Source organism: Halomonas piscis (assembly GCF_031886125.1).
GTDB classification, from domain to species: Bacteria; Pseudomonadota; Gammaproteobacteria; order Pseudomonadales; family Halomonadaceae; genus Vreelandella; species Vreelandella piscis.
The window spans coordinates 895,207-914,189 of record NZ_CP119391.1 but is presented as its reverse complement, the minus strand read 5'-3'; the positions used below and the strand labels follow the sequence as shown (position 1 = coordinate 914,189).

18 protein-coding genes are annotated in these 18,983 nt (G+C 66.9%); 7 read left to right on the top strand and 11 right to left on the bottom strand.

Annotated elements, in window-relative coordinates; translation table 11 throughout:
* Window positions 1-98: 98 nt before the first annotated feature.
* Window positions 99-1,208 carry an S-(hydroxymethyl)glutathione dehydrogenase/class III alcohol dehydrogenase gene (locus P1P91_RS04330; protein ID WP_311884780.1) on the bottom strand — a complete coding sequence of 370 codons (1,110 nt, stop codon included), beginning with the start codon at window positions 1,206-1,208 and terminating at the stop codon, window positions 99-101.
* 407 nt (window positions 1,209-1,615) lie between these two features.
* On the opposite strand from P1P91_RS04330, the gene P1P91_RS04325 reads away from it, so the two are divergent.
* Complete coding sequence (locus tag P1P91_RS04325; RefSeq protein ID WP_311884778.1) at window positions 1,616-2,278, top strand: hypothetical protein; 663 nt, start codon at window positions 1,616-1,618, stop codon at window positions 2,276-2,278.
* Between the two features lie 107 nt (window positions 2,279-2,385).
* On the opposite strand, the gene rpoD is transcribed toward P1P91_RS04325, so the two are convergent.
* The 3 genes from rpoD to rpsU all read right to left on the bottom strand — a co-directional run bounded on the left by rpoD (window position 2,386) and on the right by rpsU (window position 6,723).
* The gene (gene rpoD / locus P1P91_RS04320; protein ID WP_311884776.1) at window positions 2,386-4,212 is read right to left on the bottom strand and encodes an RNA polymerase sigma factor RpoD; all 1,827 of its coding nucleotides are present in this window, start codon (window positions 4,210-4,212) and stop codon (window positions 2,386-2,388) included.
* A 267-nt stretch (window positions 4,213-4,479) separates the two neighbouring features.
* Window positions 4,480-6,309 (bottom strand): DNA primase, encoded by a 1,830-nt coding sequence (gene dnaG, locus P1P91_RS04315; protein WP_311884774.1) that lies wholly within the window; start codon window positions 6,307-6,309, stop codon window positions 4,480-4,482.
* A 198-nt stretch (window positions 6,310-6,507) separates the two neighbouring features.
* On the bottom strand, window positions 6,508-6,723 hold the full coding sequence (gene rpsU, locus P1P91_RS04310) for a 30S ribosomal protein S21 (RefSeq protein ID WP_017430978.1): 216 nt from the start codon (window positions 6,721-6,723) through the stop codon (window positions 6,508-6,510).
* Between the two features lie 235 nt (window positions 6,724-6,958).
* On the opposite strand from rpsU, the gene tsaD reads away from it, so the two are divergent.
* Genes tsaD through P1P91_RS04295 form a run of 3 tightly spaced genes read left to right on the top strand, consistent with a single transcriptional unit; the run spans window position 6,959 to window position 8,966 of the window.
* Window positions 6,959-8,020 (top strand): tRNA (adenosine(37)-N6)-threonylcarbamoyltransferase complex transferase subunit TsaD, encoded by a 1,062-nt coding sequence (gene tsaD / locus P1P91_RS04305; RefSeq protein ID WP_311884769.1) that lies wholly within the window; start codon window positions 6,959-6,961, stop codon window positions 8,018-8,020.
* A 5-nt stretch (window positions 8,021-8,025) separates the two neighbouring features.
* The gene (folB, locus tag P1P91_RS04300) at window positions 8,026-8,412 is read left to right on the top strand and encodes a dihydroneopterin aldolase (protein ID WP_311884768.1); all 387 of its coding nucleotides are present in this window, start codon (window positions 8,026-8,028) and stop codon (window positions 8,410-8,412) included.
* The gene (locus tag P1P91_RS04295; protein ID WP_311884766.1) at window positions 8,409-8,966 is read left to right on the top strand and encodes a 2-amino-4-hydroxy-6-hydroxymethyldihydropteridine diphosphokinase; all 558 of its coding nucleotides are present in this window, start codon (window positions 8,409-8,411) and stop codon (window positions 8,964-8,966) included. The genes folB and P1P91_RS04295 overlap by 4 nt, the downstream gene beginning before the upstream one ends.
* On the opposite strand, the gene P1P91_RS04290 is transcribed toward P1P91_RS04295, so the two are convergent.
* The 7 genes from P1P91_RS04290 to P1P91_RS04260 are packed head-to-tail and all read right to left on the bottom strand — an operon-like array spanning window position 8,882 to window position 16,746.
* Window positions 8,882-10,024, bottom strand: coding sequence for a polynucleotide adenylyltransferase (locus P1P91_RS04290; RefSeq protein ID WP_311884765.1), 1,143 nt, complete (start codon window positions 10,022-10,024; stop codon window positions 8,882-8,884). The two genes, P1P91_RS04295 and P1P91_RS04290, sit on opposite strands and share 85 nt — an antisense overlap.
* Window positions 10,024-10,839 carry a symmetrical bis(5'-nucleosyl)-tetraphosphatase gene (locus P1P91_RS04285; RefSeq protein ID WP_311884763.1) on the bottom strand — a complete coding sequence of 272 codons (816 nt, stop codon included), beginning with the start codon at window positions 10,837-10,839 and terminating at the stop codon, window positions 10,024-10,026. The genes P1P91_RS04290 and P1P91_RS04285 overlap by 1 nt, the downstream gene beginning before the upstream one ends.
* 23 nt (window positions 10,840-10,862) lie before the next feature.
* On the bottom strand, window positions 10,863-11,285 hold the full coding sequence (gene apaG / locus P1P91_RS04280; protein WP_311884761.1) for a Co2+/Mg2+ efflux protein ApaG: 423 nt from the start codon (window positions 11,283-11,285) through the stop codon (window positions 10,863-10,865).
* Window positions 11,282-12,109, bottom strand: coding sequence for a 16S rRNA (adenine(1518)-N(6)/adenine(1519)-N(6))-dimethyltransferase RsmA (rsmA, locus tag P1P91_RS04275; protein ID WP_311884760.1), 828 nt, complete (start codon window positions 12,107-12,109; stop codon window positions 11,282-11,284). The genes apaG and rsmA overlap by 4 nt, the downstream gene beginning before the upstream one ends.
* 44 nt (window positions 12,110-12,153) lie before the next feature.
* Window positions 12,154-13,212 (bottom strand): 4-hydroxythreonine-4-phosphate dehydrogenase PdxA, encoded by a 1,059-nt coding sequence (gene pdxA / locus P1P91_RS04270; protein ID WP_311884759.1) that lies wholly within the window; start codon window positions 13,210-13,212, stop codon window positions 12,154-12,156.
* Window positions 13,213-13,223: 11 nt separating this feature from the next.
* On the bottom strand, window positions 13,224-14,261 hold the full coding sequence (locus tag P1P91_RS04265; protein ID WP_311884757.1) for a peptidylprolyl isomerase: 1,038 nt from the start codon (window positions 14,259-14,261) through the stop codon (window positions 13,224-13,226).
* 34 nt (window positions 14,262-14,295) lie between these two features.
* A complete protein-coding gene (locus P1P91_RS04260) occupies window positions 14,296-16,746 on the bottom strand; it encodes an LPS-assembly protein LptD (RefSeq protein ID WP_311884755.1) in 2,451 nt (816 codons plus the stop codon).
* Window positions 16,747-16,816: 70 nt separating this feature from the next.
* On the opposite strand from P1P91_RS04260, the gene P1P91_RS04255 reads away from it, so the two are divergent.
* The 3 genes from P1P91_RS04255 to P1P91_RS04245 are packed head-to-tail and all read left to right on the top strand — an operon-like array spanning window position 16,817 to window position 18,971.
* Window positions 16,817-17,833: an aminoglycoside phosphotransferase family protein gene (locus P1P91_RS04255; RefSeq protein WP_311884754.1), complete on the top strand. Its 1,017-nt coding sequence runs from the start codon at window positions 16,817-16,819 to the stop codon at window positions 17,831-17,833.
* Window positions 17,830-18,513 (top strand): N-acetylmuramate alpha-1-phosphate uridylyltransferase MurU, encoded by a 684-nt coding sequence (gene murU / locus P1P91_RS04250; RefSeq protein WP_311884752.1) that lies wholly within the window; start codon window positions 17,830-17,832, stop codon window positions 18,511-18,513. The genes P1P91_RS04255 and murU overlap by 4 nt, the downstream gene beginning before the upstream one ends.
* 38 nt (window positions 18,514-18,551) lie before the next feature.
* Window positions 18,552-18,971: an OsmC family protein gene (locus P1P91_RS04245; protein WP_311884750.1), complete on the top strand. Its 420-nt coding sequence runs from the start codon at window positions 18,552-18,554 to the stop codon at window positions 18,969-18,971.
* Window positions 18,972-18,983: the final 12 nt, after the last annotated feature.

The following is an 18,983-nucleotide window of genomic DNA, read 5'->3' as shown; positions in this document are numbered from 1 at the left end:
TGTTGATACCTGGCGCAGCGATGCGCGAGGCGCGGCACGCGGCCGCGCGAATGGAACTGGCGCTTGGTGCCAAGCGCGGGTGACGGCAGCCGTCACGCTCAATAGTGCAGCACGGTGCGGATGCTTTCACCGGCGTGCAGCAGGTCAAAGGCATCGTTGATCTTTTCGAACGGCATGTCGTGAGTCACGAAATCGTCGATGTTGATCTCGCCTTTCATGTACTGGTCGACATAGCCGGGAAGCTCGGTGCGACCCTTGACGCCGCCGAACGCCGAGCCTTTCCAGACCCGCCCGGTTACCAGCTGGAAGGGCCGGGTGGCGATTTCCTCGCCGGCGCCGGCGACGCCAATGATGATCGACTCGCCCCAGCCCTTGTGGCAGCACTCGAGCGCCGAGCGCATGACGTTGACGTTGCCGATACATTCAAAGGAGTAGTCCACGCCGCCGTCGGTGAGCTCGACGATGACTTCCTGGATCGAATCGCTGTAGTCCTTGGGATTGACGAAGTCGGTCGCGCCGAACTGCTCGGCCAGCTTGAACTTCTCCGGATTGACGTCGATGGCGATGATGCGGCTGGCCTTGGCCATCAGCGCGCCCTGGATGACGGCCAGGCCAATAGCGCCAAGGCCGAACACGGCCACCGTCGCCCCGGGCTCGACCTTGGCGGTGTTCATCACCGCGCCGATGCCGGTGGTCACGCCGCAGCCCAGCAGGCAGATCTTGTCCATGGGCGCTTCCTTGGAGACCACGGCCAGCGAGACTTCCGGTACCACCGTATACTCGCTGAAGGTGGAGCAGCCCATGTAGTGATGGAGCTTTTTACCGTCCAGGGAAAAGCGCGAAGTGCCGTCGGGCATTACCCCCTTGCCCTGGGTGGCGCGCACCGCACCGCACAGGTTGGTCTTGCCCGACAGGCAGAACTTGCACTGGCCGCACTCGGCGGTATACAGCGGAATAACGTGGTCGCCGGGCCTGACGCTGCTGACCCCGGGGCCGACGTCTTCCACAACGCCTGCGCCCTCGTGGCCCAGCACCGACGGAAAGTTGCCTTCCGGGTCGGCGCCGGACAGCGTATAGGCGTCGGTATGGCACACGCTGGTCGCCGCCAGCCGCACCAGCACCTCGCCTTCCTTTGGTCCTTCCACGTCGATCTCGGCAAGCTCCAGCGGCTTGCCGGCTTCCAGCGCCACGGCAGCACGTGATTTCATGATCGGTCTCCTCGTCGATTGCACCGCCCGGCACGGCCTGCAAGCCGGGCATTAGCGCATGATATACCTTATATATTACAGCATCTTGCTGTTTTTGCAGCCATGCCGCACAGCACCACGCTAACACAGCTGGCACCGGGCCCCGGTGTCTTTTATCCGACCGGCACGGACCCTGCCCCGGCGTTACCCGCGAAAGCCTGCCTTTAACCGATGATGTTATCCAGGCCTTCGGCTAACGTTCAGAGTCGTACTACAGGCGCTTCCCTTCACACCGAGATAGCGGGTAAATTTGCCAGCTTGGCTGGATGCGCGTCAGAACACAACGCGATATACTCACATACATCTTTGCATGTTTAACCACCGACCGGATCCGCCGGCCTGCGCCGGTGGGCGTTTCAGGACGTATAATGCCCTATTCTCAATCTTCGTGGCCCATCCATACCGGCGCGCTCTTTCTGCGCGCCACGCTGTATCTCCTTGTCACCGGCGCCATTGCCCAGGGGGCCTATATGGAGGCCCTGTATCTGCCCAAAAAGCTGCAGTTTTCCGAGCTGGGCTTCACCGAGCTCAACCAGACAATATTTCTGGCGCTCTCCTGCGGCATCCTGCTCTATGTGCGCCAGCGGCTTAAGGTATGGCCCATGGTCACGCTGCTGCTGCTGGCGTTTATCGGCTCGTCGCTGATCCGCGAGCAGGACGCCCTGCTCGACCACTACGCCGGCCGGCACGTCTGGAAGATACTCGTCACCATTGTCATTCTGCCCATTGTGGTGTGGGTCGGAATTCACTGGCGGCGTTTCCTCGACGAGCTTTACGAGTACGGCAACAGTTTTTCGCTGGGGCTGTTTACCGCCGGCCTTTTCACCACCTACGCCTTTTCCCGGCTGTACGGGCGCAAGATCTTCTGGCAGGCCATCATGGAAGACCGCTACCTGGGCGACATCAAAAGCATGGCGGAAGAAGTCGTGGAGCTGCTCGGCTACAGCCTGATCCTGTTTGCCATGATCGAGCTCTTGCTGCTGGCACGGCGTATTTACCGTGCCCGACAGCAGGCCGCATCAGGCAGCTGACGCGGTTGCACCGTCCTCAGCGGACGTCGTAAAAAAAGCCCGCCGGTGAATTCACGGCGGGCTTTTTCGTGCGCTCTGCTGTTGGCCAGGCGGGAGCTAAAGGCACCCTACTCGTCAAGGAAGGAGCGCAGCGGCTCCGAGCGGCTCGGATGGCGCAGCTTGCGCAGCGCCTTGGCTTCGATCTGGCGAATGCGCTCCCGGGTAACGTCGAACTGCTTGCCCACCTCTTCCAGGGTATGGTCGGTGTTCATGTCGATACCGAAGCGCATGCGCAGCACCTTGGCTTCCCGCGCGGTGAGCCCGCCCAGCACGTTGCGCGTGGACTCGACCAGGCCTTCGCCGGTGGCCAGATCAACTGGCAGCATCATGGTGCTGTCCTCGATGAAGTCGCCCAGGTGGGAATCGTCGTCGTCACCGATGGGCGTCTCCATGGAGATCGGCTCCTTGGCGATCTTGAGCACCTTGCGCACCTTGTCCTCGGACATTTCCAGGCGCTCGCCCAGCTCTTCCGGGGTGGGCTCGCGGCCCATTTCCTGGAGCATCTGGCGCGACACCCGGTTGAGCTTGTTGATGGTCTCGATCATGTGCACCGGAATGCGGATGGTGCGCGCCTGATCGGCGATCGAGCGGGTAATCGCCTGGCGAATCCACCAGGTGGCGTAGGTCGAGAACTTGTAGCCGCGGCGATATTCGAACTTGTCCACCGCCTTCATCAGGCCGATGTTGCCCTCCTGGATCAGGTCCAGGAACTGCAGGCCGCGGTTGGTGTACTTCTTGGCAATCGAAATCACCAGGCGCAGGTTGGCCTCGACCATTTCCTTCTTCGCCCGGCGCGCCTTGGCCTCGCCGATGGAGAGCTTGCGGTTGACTTCCTTGAGCTCGCCAACGCTCAGATGCACCATGTTTTCCTCGAAGGCAATCTTGCGCTGGTGGCGGCGGATATCGGCGCGCAGCGGTTCGAGACGGTCGGCGTAGCGCGGCGCGGCTTCCTGGAAGTCGTCCAGCCAGCCCTTGCGCGACTCGTTGCCGGGGAACGTCTTGATGAACGTCTTGCGCGGCACCTTGGCCTTTTTCACACACAGCTGCATGATGGCCTTTTCCTGGGCGCGCACCTGCTCCACGCTGACACGCACCTGGCCCACCAAGCGCTCGAAGTGCTTGGGCACCAGCTTGATCGGCGAAAACAGCTCGGCGAGCCGGGCCTGGCGCGCCTTGAGCTCTTCGCTGCCACGGCCGTATTTTTCGAACGCCTCCTCGACGGCAGCGTTTTTCTCGCGGATCTGCTCGAAGCGCGCCCGGGCCTCTTCCGGGTTCGGCCCGCCCTCGTTGGCAGTGGTTTCTTCTTCCTCGTCGTCGGGATCGTCGCTGAGCTCGGGCTCGATATCCTCGGGCTCGGCCACGTTGGGAATCCCGCCGTCGGGGTCGATGAAGCCGGAAAACAGGTCCGACAGCCGGCCCGGGGCCTCTTCGTCCTGGGTGGCGTCGTAGGCGTCAAGAATCGAGCTCACCGCACCGGGCAGGTAGGCCAGCGCCGACATCACGGCGCGGGTGCCTTCCTCGATGCGCTTGGCGATCTCGATCTCGCCTTCCCGGGTCAAAAGCTCCACCGTGCCCATCTCGCGCATGTACATGCGCACCGGATCGGTGGTGCGGCCCACGTCGCTTTCCACGGCGGCAAGGGCCGCGACCGCTTCCTCGGCGGCGGACTCGTCGGTGGACTGGTCCGACATCATCAGGGTGTCTTCGTCAGGCGCGACTTCGACGACGCTGATCCCCATATCGTTGATCATACCGATGATGTCTTCCACCTGATCGGGATCGGCGATATCCTCGGGTAGATGATCGTTGACCTCGGCATAGGTAAGATAGCCCTGCTCCTTACCCCGCGCGATCAACTCCTTCAGACGTGACTGCTGCTGCGCATTTCCAGCCATAGAAACCCTATCTCGACGAAGAAGAATGAAGCACCTGACGCGCAAGCGACGTGCCCAAAGCGCCCGGAAAGCCGAACAGTATAGCCTCGGCTGCGAGCAGCTGCCAGCACGGTCTATTTGCGCCGTTATTCAGGTGTGTTAGCTTGTTTGGTTTAGCCAGCATCTGGCAATTGGTCAACTATGTGGTAGCAAAAGGCGGCAAATTCAACCCCGGGTGCACTTTGCGGTGCCCGCCCGGCAGTCCGCCGCTCGCCTCGCCGGCCCTTTTTACTGCGTCCCGGCAAGCTCCACCAGCAGGCTAGCCAGACGCTCTTTCTGCGCCTTGTCCAGCTTCTCTCCGGCCCGCTCCCGGGCCAGCAAGGCCTCGTATTCTTCCCGCGGCGAGCGCGTCCGCTGCGTACGCTGCAGGTACCCCACCAGCCCTTCGAGCTCGGCCTGGCGCGCCGAGCGCGGAATCAATAGCTCCCGCCTGGCCAGCGCCCCGAGCGTGCGGCCCTGGGCGCTGCCCTGAAAATGCGACAGCACCACCTGGGGGCTTTGATAGCGCCCGGCCTGCAACAGCGCAACCAGCTCGCGGCACAGCTGCCCCGCGGCGCTTTCCGGCAGCCACTCCAGCGTTTCGGGCAGCGCCTCTACCAGGCGCGGCTCGTGCAGGAGCAGCTGCAGCACACGTTCCTCGGGCGACAGCACCTCGAGCGCCGGGGTGTCCGTCGATACCGCCTCGACCGGCTCTGCCGCCTGCGGCGGCCGGGAAGACGATGCCGGCTCGGCGGCGGGCTCGGACCGGGCCTGCTGGCGGGCCAGCAGCGTTTCCAGCTGCGTCTGACGCAGGCCGCTACGCTCGGCAAGCTCTTCCAGCAGCATGGATTGGAGCATGCCGTCGGGCATTTTGTTCACTGCTGCCAGCACGTCGCTGGCAAACCGTTCGCGCCCTTCCACTGCCTGCAGGTCGCGCCCTTCCGCTGCCTGCTCGAACAGAAACTCCGACAGCGGCATCGCACAGGTCACCCGGTCGGTAAACGCCTGGGCGCCTTCCCGGCGGACCAGGTCATCCGGATCGTCGCCTTCGGGCAGAAACAGAAAGCGCGCCTCGCGCCCGTCGAGCATCTGCGGCAGCGCCGTTTCCAGCGCCCGGCGCGCGGCCTGGCGACCGGCGCGGTCGCCGTCAAAGCAGAAAACCACCCGGCTGACCAGGCGAAACAGCCGCTTCAGGTGCTCTTCGGTGGTGGCCGTTCCCAGGGTGGCCACGGCGTTGCGCACGCCGAACTGGGCCAGCGCCACCACGTCCATGTAGCCCTCGACGATGACCAGCTGCTCGGGGCGCTTAGGCGCCCGGCGCGCTTCGTAAAGGCCGTAAAGTTCGCGTCCCTTGTGAAACACCGGGGTTTCCGGCGAGTTCAGATACTTGGGCTTGGCATCCCCCAGCACTCGGCCGCCGAAGGCCACGGTGCGCCCGCGGCCGTCGCGAATAGGGAACATCACCCGGTCGCGGAAGCGGTCGTAGGTGCGCCCGCTGTCTTCGCGGTGGATCAGCAGGCCGTACTCGATCTGCACCGCTTCGCTGACGCCGCGCTCGTCAAGGTGGCGCTTGAGCGCCTCCCAGCTGTCCGGGGCGTAGCCGATGCCGTAGGTGTCGATCACCTCCGCCGACAGCCCGCGCTGCTCCAGATAGCGACGCGCCGCCCGGCCTTCGGGCATCACCCGCCGCTCGCGGTAGAAATTCGCGGCCAGCTCCAGCAGGTTAGCGCCCTGCTTGCGCTTTTTTTCGCGCTGGCGGGCGTGGGGGTCGTCGGCGCCTTCGCGCTCGACCTCAAGTCCAAGGCTCGATGCCAGCTGCTCCACTGCGTCAGGGAAGCCCAGCCGCTCGTATTCCATCAAAAAACGCAGGGCGTTACCGTGGGCGCCGCAGCCGAAGCAGTGGTAAAACTGCTTGTCGGCGCTAACGGTAAAGGACGGCGACTTTTCCTGGTGGAAGGGGCAGAGCCCCGAATGGTTGCGGCCGGTCTTTTTCAGCTGCACCCGGGCGCCGACGACTTCCACCACGTCCACCCGGGCGAGCAGGTCATCGATAAAATGCTGCGGAATACGGCCAGCCATGGACTTCTGCCTCCGACCGTTACGGCCCGCGCCTGCCGGGCCTGGGATGCTGCCAGGCTGAGGTGATGCCACCTTGTCGTTTATGGCATCACCGCAGCCCGCCGGCGCTTATTGACGAACAAAAAACAAACGGCCACCGGACGGCGGCCGTTTGGCGTCCTTCCAGGAAGAGCGGCCCTGCCACCCTTCCGGTACGGATCAATAGAGCCGTTCGAACCGCTTGCGCTCACGCTGAAGCTTTTTCGCGTGGCGCTTGACCGCGGCAGCCGCCTTGCGCTTGCGTTCGGCCGTCGGCTTTTCGTAGCTTTCGCGACGACGGACCTCGGACAAAACGCCGGCTTTTTCACAGGAACGCTTGAAACGACGCAGGGCGACGTCAAACGGCTCGTTATCGCGTACTTTTACAGAAGGCATTAAGCACTCACCTACCTTTAAGGAGTCTTGATTTCGGATAGCCCGTACACGCGCAAGGCGCGTTAGACACCTTTCGTGCACGATCTGAGTCTACAGCGCCCAGTATTTTAGTAGCGCGCCCACTTTTTTGCAAACGACCCCGGGGATTTTCGCTCAACGCCGGCGAACGAAGATGCTAGACTTGCCGGTTTACTCTGCCTGTCTTTCAGGTCTTTACGTCACGGGGAAAACCGCTATGCGCGTACTGGGCATCGAAACGTCCTGCGATGAAACCGGCGTGGCCGTTTACGACACCGCACCTGGCGGCGGCCTGCTGGCTGACGCCCTGTACAGCCAGGTGGCCATGCACGCCGAATACGGCGGCGTGGTGCCGGAGCTGGCATCGCGCGACCACACCCGCAAGCTGCTGCCGCTGGTAGAGCAGGTGCTGGCAGACGCGGACATGGCTCGCGGCGAGCTTGACGGCATCGCCTACACCGCCGGGCCCGGGCTGGTCGGGGCGCTGATGGTGGGGGCGGCCACCGCTCACGGCATGGCCCGGGCGCTGAATATCCCCGTTCTTGGCGTGCACCACATGGAAGGCCACCTGCTGGCGCCGATGCTGGAAGACGAGGCCCCGGCCTTCCCGTTCGTCGCGCTGCTGGTTTCCGGCGGGCACACCCAGCTGGTGGCGGTGAAGGGCCTGGGCGAATATCGTCTGCTCGGCGAATCCGTGGACGACGCCGCCGGCGAGGCCTTCGACAAGACCGCCAAGATGCTCAGGCTGCCCTACCCCGGCGGCCCCCACGTGGCGAAGCTTGCCAAACAGGGCGACCCCGGGCGGTTCCGCTTCCCGCGCCCGATGACCGACCGCCCGGGGCTCGACTTCAGCTTCTCGGGGCTAAAGACCCATACCCTGACCGCCATTCGCAAGCTCGACGACGCCGGCGAGCTCACCTCCCGGGGCCGGGCTGATATCGCCCGGGCCTTCGAGGACGCCGTGGTCGACACTATGGTGATCAAATGCCGCCGAGCGCTGGACGACACCGGCCTCAAGCGGCTGGTGGTCGCCGGCGGGGTCAGCGCCAACGTGCGGCTGCGCGAAGGGCTCGACCAGGCCTGCGCCAAGCGCCGCGCCGGGGTCTTCTATCCCCGGGGGCGCTTTTGCACCGACAACGGCGCGATGATTGCCTACGTCGGCGCCAGGCGCCTGGAAACCGGCGAGCGCGACGTAACCGGGCAGATGCAGGCCACCCCGCGCTGGCCGCTGGAGCAGCTGAGCGCTCCCGACTACGCCGGCACAAAAGCGGAGAGCTGAGCGCCATGACGGATCGTATTATCATTGAGGCGCTCGAGGTGGAAACGGTAATCGGCGCCTACGACTGGGAGCGAACCCTCCAGCAGCGTCTGAGTCTGGACCTGGAGCTGGCCACGGATATTCGCCCGGCGGCGGCCACGGACGACCTGGCGCTCGCGCTTGACTACGCCGCCCTCTGCGAGCGCATTCAGGCGTTCGCCGCCGAGCATCAGTTCGAGCTGGTGGAAACCTTCGCCGAGCGGCTGGTGGCCACCCTGCGCGAGGAGTTCGGCATCACAGGCGTCACGCTCACCCTGCGCAAGCCCGGCGCGGTGCCGGCGGCGGCAAGCGTGGGCCTGAAGATCACCCGGGGGCGTTTTGCCGCCCCGGCGCCTGAAGACAGCGGCACTTGAGCGAGAGCGCTGAACGGCTGGTGCTGCTGGGCCTTGGCAGCAACAAAAACGCCCTTGCCAACCTGCGCCGCTGCCTTGGCGCGCTTGAAGCGCGCTTCGGCAAGGTGAAGGCCTCCACGGTCTACCAGAGCGCGGACGTGAGCGCCTGCGTTCAAGACGCCGCCACTGCCTGCGCTACGCCGGTGTTTCATAACATGGTGGCGGCCTTTCATAGCGCCGCCGAGCCCGCCGCGATAAAGCGCTGGAGCAAGGCCCAGGAGCGCGCCCAGGGCCGCCTGCCCCCAAGCGCCGGCGCGAACACCCACCCCATCGACATCGACCTTCTCGCCGTGGGCGAGCTGTGCGGCGAATTCGACAGCGAACTTGGCGCCATCCGCCTGCCCCACGACGACATGCTCGCCCACGCCTTTGTGCTCAGGCCGCTGGCCGAGCTTGTGCCCCAGGCTCGCCATCCAGGCGCCGGCAAGACCTATGCCGAACTCTGGGCAAGCGCCCGTGCCACCGCCTCTCCGCGGCTAACGCCGATCTGTTTACCCAGCGCCGCGCCCTTGTAGCCCTCTGCCATCAGCACCTGGGGATTGACCGCCGTTGCCTGCTCGAGCGCCTGCTCGAGCGCTTCGTGGCGCTCGGGCGCCAGCGCTTTCACCAGCGCCAGCTGGGCCCGGGCACGCTCGGGCTTGCGCCAGCTGTCCTGGCCGTCAAGCCAGGCCATCACCGCTTTTGCCGTCAGCGGCTCGCCGAGCAGCCGCGCCGTAGCCGCGCTCTGGCGGGCCAGCTGCGCCACGCCCCGGGGCAGCTTCAGCCGCGCGGCCAGCGCCGCCCGGCCGTTATCGTCAAGGGGGGTCACCAGCCTGGCGTAGCGCCAGTGGGCCAGGGGCGTTTCGGGCCAGTCGGGCACGCTCTTCATGGCGTCCAGGCACTTATCAAGTCCGGCTTCGGCGAGCTCCGGCCACCAGGCACCGAGCGCGCCGCACTCGGCCAGCGCGCAAAAATACGCGCCGGGGTTTGGTTCGCCCAGGGCTTTCTCGGTTTCCGTCCAGACGCGCTCCGCGGCCAGGTGCAAAAGCTCGCCGCTGCGGCTCACTTCGCGCATCAGCGCCTGAGTCTGCGGGGCCACGGTGAAGCCCAGATGGGCGTAGCGGGCAAGAAAGCGCGCGGTGCGCAGCACCCGCAGCGGGTCTTCGGCAAAGGCGTCGGAGACGTGGCGCAGCGCCCGGCGCTCAAGATCCTCGCGGCCGCCGTAGGGGTCGACAAGCGTGCCGTCCGGCGCTTCGGCGATGGCGTTGATGGTCAGATCCCGGCGGGCCAGATCGTCTGCCAGCGTCACGTCGGGACTTGCGTGGACGGCAAAGCCCGAGTAGCCGTGGCCGGCCTTGCGCTCGGTGCGCGCCAGAGCATACTCCTCGGCGGTCTCGGGGTGGAGAAACACCGGGAAATCCCGGCCCACGGGCTTGAAACCGCGCCGGCGCATGTCGTCGGGCGTGGCACCCACCACGACCCAGTCGTTGTCCCACACCGGGCGGCCGAGCAGCGCATCGCGCACCGCGCCGCCCACGCGGTAGACGTCCAGGCCGGCCTCGGGCGCCGACGGGTTCGCTGGCGGCTCGGGCATCAGGCCTCCTGGGGCTGGCGGCTGGGCACGCGGGTGCGCTGCCCGGTCTCGAGCTCAAGCGCGGTCAAGGAGCCGCCCCAGGCGCAGCCGGTATCCAGCGCTCGGGCGTCCACCCGGGCGCCGGGCGTCTGGCCCTCCAGGGCCGCCCAGTGGCCGAACAGCAGGGTGGCATCGTCTTCCCGGGGGAAGCGGAACCAGGGTTTGAAGCCCTCGGGGGCGCTGGCCAGACCGCGCTTGGCGGTAAACTCCAGCCGCCCGCCCGGGCTGATAAAGCGCATGCGCGTCATGACGTTGACGATAAAGCGCAGCCGATCCATGCCTTCCAGGTCATCGCGCCAGCGGTCGGGCTGGTCGCCAAACAGCCGTGCCAGAAAGTCCCCGGCCTGTTCGCCGGCAAGCGCCGCTTCCACTTCGGCGGCCAGGGACTGGGCCTGATCGAGCCCCCACTCGGGCAAAAGCCCGGCGTGAACCATCAGCGTTCTTTCCCGGCGCACCGTCAGCGGCCGGCTTTGCAGCCAGTCCAGCAGCGCGCCGCCGTCGGCGGCGTTGACGATGGAGGCAAAGGCGCTGCGGGGCTTGATCCTGCCGCCCCGGGCAGCGACCAGAAAATGCAGATCGTGGTTGCCCAGCACGCAGCGGGCCGCGTCGCCCAGCGCGCGGACTTCGCGCAGGCAGGCAAGGGAGTCCGGCCCGCGGTTGACCAGGTCCCCAACCAGCCAGGCGCAGTCCCGACGCGGGTCGAACGACAGCGCTTCCAGAAGGTCGACAAACTCAGCGTGGCAGCCGTGCAGATCGCCGATGACATAGGTGCTCACAGAACTACTCTCCCGGGCGCCGGTTAGTGAATGGCCGCCGGCTGTGCCAGGCGAAACAGCGCGACCGGCACGTCAAAGGGCCGCTGGGTGGTGGTATCAAAAAGCGTGTAGGCGCCCTCCATGATGCCCACCGGGGTGTCGAGCACCGCGCGGCTGGTGTAGCGGAAATGCTGGCCCGGGCCGATCAGCGGCTGCTGGCCGATGACCCCCTTGCCGCGCACTTCGCGAACGTCGCCGCTGCCCTGGGTGATTTTCCAGTAGCGCGCCAGCAGCTGGACGCTGCAGTCGCCCCGGTTATACAGGGTGACGGTGTAGCTGAACACGTACTGTGACTCGGCCTCCCGGGATTCGTCCGCGCGGTAGCGGGGCGTGACGCTGACGTGAATCGCCGGCTCGCCGGCGCTGTGGTCAAGGATGTCGGCGGCGTCGGTGTCATGTTCGTTCACGTCGTGTCTCCTTCCCGGGATGCGGATGCTTCGCTGTGTGTCACGGCGTTGGCCAGGCGCACGAACTCCTCGACGGTGAGGGTCTGCGGGCGGCGACGCGGGTCGATCTCCAGCGCCTCCAGCGTGTCGGCGCTGACCCGGCCCTTGAGGTTGTTGCGCAGGGTCTTGCGTCGCTGGCCGAAGGCCTGCTTGACCAGCTCGAACAAGAGCGCCGGGTCGTTGGCCGAATGGGGCAGCTCGGCGTGAGGGGAAAGCCGCACAATGGCCGAGTCCACCGCCGGGCGCGGCACAAAGGCCTCCGGCGGCACGTTGAACAGCTGCTCGACCCGGCAGTGATACTGCGCCATGACCGACAGCCGCCCCCAGTTTGGCCCGCCAGGCTCGGCCGCCAGCCGCTCGACCACTTCCTTTTGCAGCATGAAGTGCATGTCCGCCACCGCGCTGCCTGCGCCCAGCAAATGAATGATCAAGGGCGTGGCGACGTTGTAGGGCAGGTTGCCCACCACCCGCAGCGGCGGGCCGTCGCCTCTGAGCTCGGCAAAGTCGTACCTGAGCGCGTCGCCTTCGTGAATGACAAGGCCGGGGTAGTTGAAAAACTGCACCCGCAGCCCGGGGATCAGGTCGCGATCCAGCTCGATGACGTCAAGGCCGTCGGCGGCGTCGAGCAGCGGCTGGGTGAGCGCCCCCTGCCCCGGGCCGATCTCCACCAGGCGCTCGCCCGGACGCGGGTGGATGGCCCTGACGATGCGCTCGATAATACCCGCGTCGCGGAGGAAGTTCTGCCCGAAGCGTTTGCGGGCGCGGTGATGCAGCACTGATGCCATGAAGCGGGTTCCCGGAGTAGCGTTACGCGATAAGAATCAAAGAGTTACCCGGCCATGCGGCGGTCGGCCAGCCGGCGAGCAAGCGCCACCGCCACGCCCAGGCTCGCCGGAGACGCCAGCCCCTTGCCGGCCAGGTCGAGCGCGGTGCCGTGATCCACCGAGGTGCGCACCAGCGGCAGCCCCAGGGTAATGTTGGCCGCGCTGCCGAAGCCGGCGTATTTGAGCACGGCCAGGCCCTGATCGTGGTACATGGCGAGCACGGCGTCGACCTCGGCCAGGTGGCGCGGGGTGAACAGGGTATCCGCCGGGTAGGGGCCGCGTATATCCCGGCCTTCGGCGCGCAGGGCGTCAAGGGCGGGGATCAGGGTGTCGACCTCTTCGTGCCCCAGGTGGCCGTCCTCGCCGGCGTGGGGGTTGAGCCCGCAGGCGACAATGCGCGGCGCGGCGATGCCGAACTGTTCGCGCAGGTCGTGCTCCAGAATGCGCGCCACCCGCTTGAGGCGCTCGGCGGTCACGGCGTCGGCCACGTCGCGCAGCGGCAGGTGGGTGGTGACCAGCGCCACGCGCAGCTCCGAGGGGCCGTCAAAGCCGGCGCGGGTGGCGTGCAGGGCGCTATCCGTCGCCAGCATCATGACCACCTCTTCCACTCCGCAGGCATCGCGCAGCCATTCGGTATGGCCGGTGAAGCCCGGGTGCCCGCCGTCGATGATCGCGCCCTTGTGCAGCGGCGCGGTGGTCATGGCGGCGGCATGGCCGGCGCGGCAGGCAGTGACCGCAGCGGCCAGCGTTCCGAGGACGTAGTCGGCGTTGGTCGGATCGAGCACCCCGGGCGTAGAAGGCGCCTTGAGGAGGACCGGCCACACCGGCAGCACGCCCGGCCCTTCGGGCAGCGGCTCACCGGGCCGGCACGGCGTCGGCGTGACCCCAAGGCCCAGCGCCGCGGCGCGCTCGGCGAGCATCGTCGGGTCGCCCACGGCGACGCTGGCCGACGGCAGCAAGCCGTCGGCGGCCAGCCGCAGCACAAGCTCGGGGCCGATACCCGCCGGCTCACCGGTGGTGATCGCCACCGGCAGCGAACCCTGAACGTGACGCCACTCTGCCATGACGATACCCCTTATAGCCGAATGTCGACAAACGCCTGGGAGCGGATCTCGCGCTGCCAGGTGCTGAGCTCTTCGTTGGCCCGGCGCTGAAAAATCGCCTGGCGCGCCTGCTCGCGCTGCTCCTGCTGGTTGACGTTCCGCCGCCGGCGCTCTTCCACCTCGATGAGATGAAAGCCAAACTGCGAGCGTACCGGCTCGGACATTTCACCGGGCGACAGATCGCTCATGGCGTCCTCGAAGGCCGGCACCGTCTGGCCCGGACGCAGCCAGCCGAGCTCGCCGCCGTTGAGCGCGCTGCCCTCGTCGTCGCTGAGCTCCCGGGCCACGGCGGCAAAGTCTTCGCCCTGCTCGATCCTGCGGCGGGCTTTTTGCAAGAGCTCCCGGGCTTGCGCTTCGCTGCGCTCGGCGTTGACCTCGATCAGGATGTGGCGCGCGCGGGTCTCGCGGTTTGCGCGCTCGCCCTGCTGTTCGAGGGTGCGCTCGACGTCGCGGTTGCTGATCGACACCCGCTGGCCGACCTGGCTTTGCTGCACCTGCTGAATCAGCATTTCCCGGCGAACCTGTTCACGGACCTCGGCAAGGCTGGTGCCGTCGGCTTCCAGCCGGTCGGCGAAGGCGTCGAGGGAGAGCCCGTTGGCCTCGGCAATGCTGCGCAGCTGGCGGTTGAGCCGGGTGTCGTCCACGCTCAGCTTGGCGTCGCGGGCCATCTGCAGCTGAATCTCCTCGAGCACCATGCGCTCCAGCACCATGCGCTCCAGCACCTGCTGCTCGAGCTCACCGCGCGGGGGCAGCGCGCTGCCCTGGGCCTCGGCCTGGCGCGCTACCTGGGTCATGCGATCCTCAAGCTCGCTTTTCATGATCGCCCCGTCGTTGACCACCGCCACGACGCGGTCCAGCTGCTGGCGCTGGGTGCTCGGCGTGGTCGTTTGCCGCGACTCCTGCTGGGCGCTCGCCGCGGCCGGCAGCAGCAAGGCGCCGGCGAGCGCCAGCACGGCGGCCGTACGCCAATGGCGGACAAGCGGCCGGGGAATAAATATCGTATGGCTCATAGCATGTTCGTCTCTTGGGGCCTTGCCCGCCGGGCTAAAGCGCCGGCGGGCGATAGCCCGGAATGGTACGTTCAAAGTAGCTGTCGGCATCCTGTCCCGCGCCGCCGAGGCCGTGGAGGACAAAGCGCAGAAACAGGCCGCGATCGTTGAAGTCGTCCTCGACCCGCGCGGTGTCGTTGTCGTCGACCCAGCGGCGCCACACCACCTGCAGACCGTAGCAACAGCTGTTCCACTGCACGCCGGCAAGCTGCTCCAGGGCGCGATGGTTGGTCTGATCGTGCAGATAGCGGCCGATCAAATCAATCTCGGGGCTGGCGTTCCAGGCAAAGGAGAGGTCCATCTCTTCGCGGTCGTAGTTGCGATAGTCGTCGTCGCCGGGCACCAGGCTCGGAGCAAACCCCTCGATCTCCCAGCGATAGCCCAGGTTCACCACGTGGCCGTCCGGATGGCGGTAGCGCAGCTCCGCGCTCGAGCGCTCGGTGAGGTCGCGGTGATCATCGTAAAGCCACTCGGCGCCGGTACTCCAGCGCGGCGTGATCTGCCAGTCCAGACGCGTCACCACCGGCGAACGATCGCGGGTAGCCTGGTAGTAGCTTTCCGGGTTGACGTCAGAGTGTGGTCCCGGCCGCGGCGGCAGCGTCTCGTCGTTGCCGTCAAGGCCCACCCGGCGGTCGTCGAAGTAGACGCTCTGGCCGACGCCGGCGGAGAGCTTTTCCCGCCCGCTGGCGTCTTCGAGCAGCCGCGTTTGCAGGCCAAACGACAGGCGGTTGAGATCGCCCACGCGGTCGACCCCGGAAAAGCGGTGCGGCGACCACAGCTGCTCCCAGGAAAAGGCGCGCTCGCGGCTGTCGAACTCGGGCAGGTCGCGCTGGTCGGTGCGCGGCACAAAGGCGTAGTTCAGCCGCGGTTCCAGGGTCTGGCGGTAGCCGTCATCGCCCAGAGTCAGCTCGCGCTCGAAGGTCAGCCCGGCATCCACCGAGCTGAGCGCCACGCTGCGGGTGGGCGTGGTATCGCGAGACGTGTTCCGCTTGCCGTAATCCAGCGAGTAGGCCGTGTTCCAAAGCTCGGTGCGCGGCTCCACGTAGCCCCAGGGGCGCTCGAAGCGGGCGCCGATCACCGGCGCCAGATGCACGCGGCTGCCGGTGGCGGCTTCGCGCTCGGGCACCCTGGTTTCGTCCACGTCGCGCCAGAAATAGGTGGCGTTGGAGCGCCACTGGCTGTAAAAGCCGTGGCCCAGCTGCCAGCGGGCGTTGGCGGTAAAGCTGGGCAGGCGGTAAAAGGGCTTGTCGCTGTCGCTCAAGGGGTCATCCAGCCGCTGATAGCCCTGGACCCGGGCGTCGAGCTGCCAGGTGTCGCCGCGGTAGTCGATCTGGGCCAGGCGCTCCATGCCGTAGCGGTCGCTTTCGCCAAAGTTGCTGCCGAAGTCGTCAAAGTAGCGCCCGTCGCTCGCGGCGCCGTAGCGCAGCTGATAGGTGCTGCGCGGCGCGGCGCGCCCGGCGTGCTGCGCCTCTATATACCAGCGGTCTTCGCCCTCGTAGCGGTTGGCGTCGCCCCCGGAGCCGCCGCGGTCGTCATTGAGCCAGGCGCCCTCCACGCTGCCGCGGCTCTGCTCGAGCAGGTAGCGATACTCGCCGCCCAGCAAAAGTCCGCGGTCGCTGACCCAGCGCGGGGTAATGGTGGCGTCGCGGTCCGGGGCAATATTCCAGTAAAACGGCTGGGCATAGTCCAGCTGGTCGCTGGAAAAGCCGATGGTCGGCGTCAAAAGACCGGTATGGCGACGCTCGTCAATGGGAAAGCGCAGCCAGGGCGAATAGAACACCGGCACGTCCTTGATGTTCAGACGGGCGTGCTTGGCCGTGCCGAAGCCGCTTTTCTGGTTCAGGCGAATATCGCTGCCTACCAGCTGCCAGGTATTGGCGCCGGGGACACAGGTGGTAAAGCTGGCGTTGCGCAGGCGGTACTGCTGATCGCCGGTCTGCTCGAGCCGGGAGGCCTGGCCGCGCAGGCGCTCTTCGTAGAGCACGTAGTGGCTGTCCTTTACCTGGCCGGTGTCGTCAACCAGGGACAGCGTCGCCTCGCTGCCGCGCACCAGCGCCCGGCCGTCGCGCAGGGCGAGATCGCCTTCGGCGTCGACGCGCTCGCGGTTGGCCGGCACAAAGATGCGCTCGGCTTCAAGCTCGGTGTTGCCCCGGCGCAGCACCACGTCGCCGCGCAGCAGCGCCTCGCCCTCGGCGGAGTAGTCGGACTCCCGGGTTTCCACTCCCAGCTCCCGGGGGTTGTCGTTTTCCGGCAGCCGATAGGCAGGCATCACGTAGCGTCCGCTGCATACCTGATCGGCCGCCTGCTCGTCGCTCCACGGCTGCCAGTCCAGCGCCCGGGGCGGCAGCGGCTCGCTCTGGCCCAGCGCCGACAGCGCCGCCCCGGCCATCACGCTGCCGGCGAGCGTCTGCGTGATTGGCGCCGCGCGCATAAATCGCTTGCCCATGATCGTTATCCTTGGCGTCGAGAAGGCGTATTATACAGCCCGCATGATGCCCGACCAGCAAGGAGCTTGCATGTCCTCTCATCGGTTTACCGCTCTCAAGGCCTGGGCGGCGCGCCATTACGGCCTGCCGCCCGAGCAAATTCGCCTGGCTCCCGCCGGCGGCGACGCCAGCTTTCGCCGCTATTTTCGCCTGCTGCTGCCCGACGGCGCGAGCCGGATTCTCATGGACGCCCCGCCGGAGCAGGAAGACAGCACGCCCTTTGTCAGCGTTGCCCGGCGCCTGGCCGCCGCCGGCCTGCCGGTGCCCGAAGTGCACGCCGCCGACCTCGAAAGCGGCTTTCTGCTGCTCGACGACCTGGGCGATACGCCGCTGCAGGCGCTGTTTACCGACGACGAGGCGGTCATGGCGCAATACCACACCGCCCTTGCGCTGCTCGGCGAGCTGCAAAACCGCGTCGCCCCGGACGAGCTGCCGGCCTATGACGCCGCTCTGCTGGGCCGCGAGCTCGAGCTGTTCCCCGAGTGGTGCCTCGGCGCCTGGCTGGGGATTGACCCGCCGGCGGAGTATGCCCCGCTTGGCGAGGCGCTGGTCGGACAGGCGCTGGCCCAGCCGGTGGTCACCGTCCACCGCGACTTTGACGCCATGAACCTGATGCCCCACCGCGACAGGGTCTACATGATCGACTTTCAGGACGCCGTGGCCGGGCCGCTGAGCTACGACCTGGTATCGATGCTGCGCGGACGCTACTGGCGCTTTACCCGGGACGATTTCACCGCGCTGGTGAAACGCTTTTATCAACAGGCCCGGGCAGACGGCCGGCTGAGCGCGGCCACCGGCGCCGAGGCGTTTGTGCACCAGGCCAACGCCATGGCCGCCCAGCGCAGCCTCAAGGTGCTGGGTATCTTCTGCCGACTGACCCTGCGCGACGGCAAGAGCGGCTACCTTGAGCGCCTGCCGCGCTTTGTCGACCACCTGGAGGATAGCCTGGCTGCGCTGCCCGAGCACGCTGCCTTTGCCCGCTGGGTCGAAGGCACGCTGCGCCCGGCGGTCATGACGCAGCTGGCCGCCGCGGAGGCCACCCCGTGAAGGCGATGATTCTGGCCGCGGGGCTCGGCACGCGCATGCGCCCGCTCACCGACACCTGCCCCAAGCCGCTGCTGCCGGTGGCCGACAGGCCCCTGATCGAGCATCATCTGACGCGCCTGGCCGGCGCCGGCATCGCCGAGGTGGTGATCAACATAAGCTACCGCGCGGAGCAGATCGTAAACGCCCTGGGCGACGGCGAGCGTTTCGGGCTCGCCATCCGCTACAGCCGCGAGACAGCCCCGCTGGAAACCGGCGGCGGCATTCAGGCCGCCCTGCCGCTTTTGGGCGAAGCGCCGTTCTTGCTGGTCAACGGCGATGTCTGGTGCGAAGCGCTGCCCGGCCTTGGCGCGCTGGGCGAAGGGGATCTGGCCCACCTGCTGCTGGTGGACAACCCCGAGCACCATCCCCGGGGCGATTTCTGCCTGGCGCGCGGCCGCGTGGTCGCTGACGACAAGGCACCCGGCAGCGAGGCGCGGCTGACGTATTCGGGACTCGCGGTGATCGATCCGGCGCTGGTGGCCGACGAGCCGCCCGGCGCCTTTGCCCTGGCGCCGCTTTTGCGGACGGCCATCCGCGACGACCGCGTCAGCGGCGAGCACTTTACCGGCCGCTGGGTGGACGTGGGCACTCCCGAGCGCCTGGCCGCGCTGGACAAGCACCTGCGTTGTCGCCGACCCTGACAGGCTCGCATACCAACCGGTTTGACACGGAGTGAAGCATGAAAGCACGGGTAAAATGGACCGACGGGCGCCAGTTTGTCGCCGAATCCGGCAGCGGCCACAGCGTGGTCATCGACGGCCCGCCGGATCACGGCGGACGCAACAGCGGCTCGCGGCCCATGGAAATGATGCTCATGGGCATGGGCGGCTGCAGCGCTTTTGACGTGCTGAACATCCTCGACAAGGCCCGCGCCGACGTTACCGACTGCGTGGCCGAGCTTGAGGCCGAGCGCGCCGACGGCGTGCCCTCGGTCTTCACCAGGATCCACGTGCACTTTGTGGTCACCGGCCGCGGCCTCAAGGACAACCAGGTGCAGCGCGCGGTGTCGCTTTCCGCGGAGAAATACTGCAGCGCCTCCATCATGCTGGCCAACGGCGGCGTCGAGATCGAGCACTCCTACGAAATCGTCGAGGCCTGACCGGCGAGCTGC

Bases quoted from the DNA above. Each gene is read 5' to 3' on its own strand.
- P1P91_RS04330 (WP_311884780.1), bottom strand. From the start codon at position 1,208: ATGAAATCACGTGCTGCCGTGGCGCTGGAAGCCGGCAAGCCGCTGGAG.
- P1P91_RS04325 (WP_311884778.1), top strand. From the start codon at position 1,616: ATGCCCTATTCTCAATCTTCGTGGCCCATCCATACCGGCGCGCTCTTT.
- rpoD (WP_311884776.1), bottom strand. From the start codon at position 4,212: ATGGCTGGAAATGCGCAGCAGCAGTCACGTCTGAAGGAGTTGATCGCG.
- dnaG (WP_311884774.1), bottom strand. From the start codon at position 6,309: ATGGCTGGCCGTATTCCGCAGCATTTTATCGATGACCTGCTCGCCCGG.
- rpsU (WP_017430978.1), bottom strand. From the start codon at position 6,723: ATGCCTTCTGTAAAAGTACGCGATAACGAGCCGTTTGACGTCGCCCTG.
- tsaD (WP_311884769.1), top strand. From the start codon at position 6,959: ATGCGCGTACTGGGCATCGAAACGTCCTGCGATGAAACCGGCGTGGCC.
- folB (WP_311884768.1), top strand. From the start codon at position 8,026: ATGACGGATCGTATTATCATTGAGGCGCTCGAGGTGGAAACGGTAATC.
- P1P91_RS04290 (WP_311884765.1), bottom strand. From the start codon at position 10,024: ATGCCCGAGCCGCCAGCGAACCCGTCGGCGCCCGAGGCCGGCCTGGAC.
- rsmA (WP_311884760.1), bottom strand. From the start codon at position 12,109: ATGGCATCAGTGCTGCATCACCGCGCCCGCAAACGCTTCGGGCAGAAC.
- pdxA (WP_311884759.1), bottom strand. From the start codon at position 13,212: ATGGCAGAGTGGCGTCACGTTCAGGGTTCGCTGCCGGTGGCGATCACC.
- P1P91_RS04265 (WP_311884757.1), bottom strand. From the start codon at position 14,261: ATGAGCCATACGATATTTATTCCCCGGCCGCTTGTCCGCCATTGGCGT.
- P1P91_RS04260 (WP_311884755.1), bottom strand. From the start codon at position 16,746: ATGGGCAAGCGATTTATGCGCGCGGCGCCAATCACGCAGACGCTCGCC.
- P1P91_RS04255 (WP_311884754.1), top strand. From the start codon at position 16,817: ATGTCCTCTCATCGGTTTACCGCTCTCAAGGCCTGGGCGGCGCGCCAT.
- P1P91_RS04245 (WP_311884750.1), top strand. From the start codon at position 18,552: ATGAAAGCACGGGTAAAATGGACCGACGGGCGCCAGTTTGTCGCCGAA.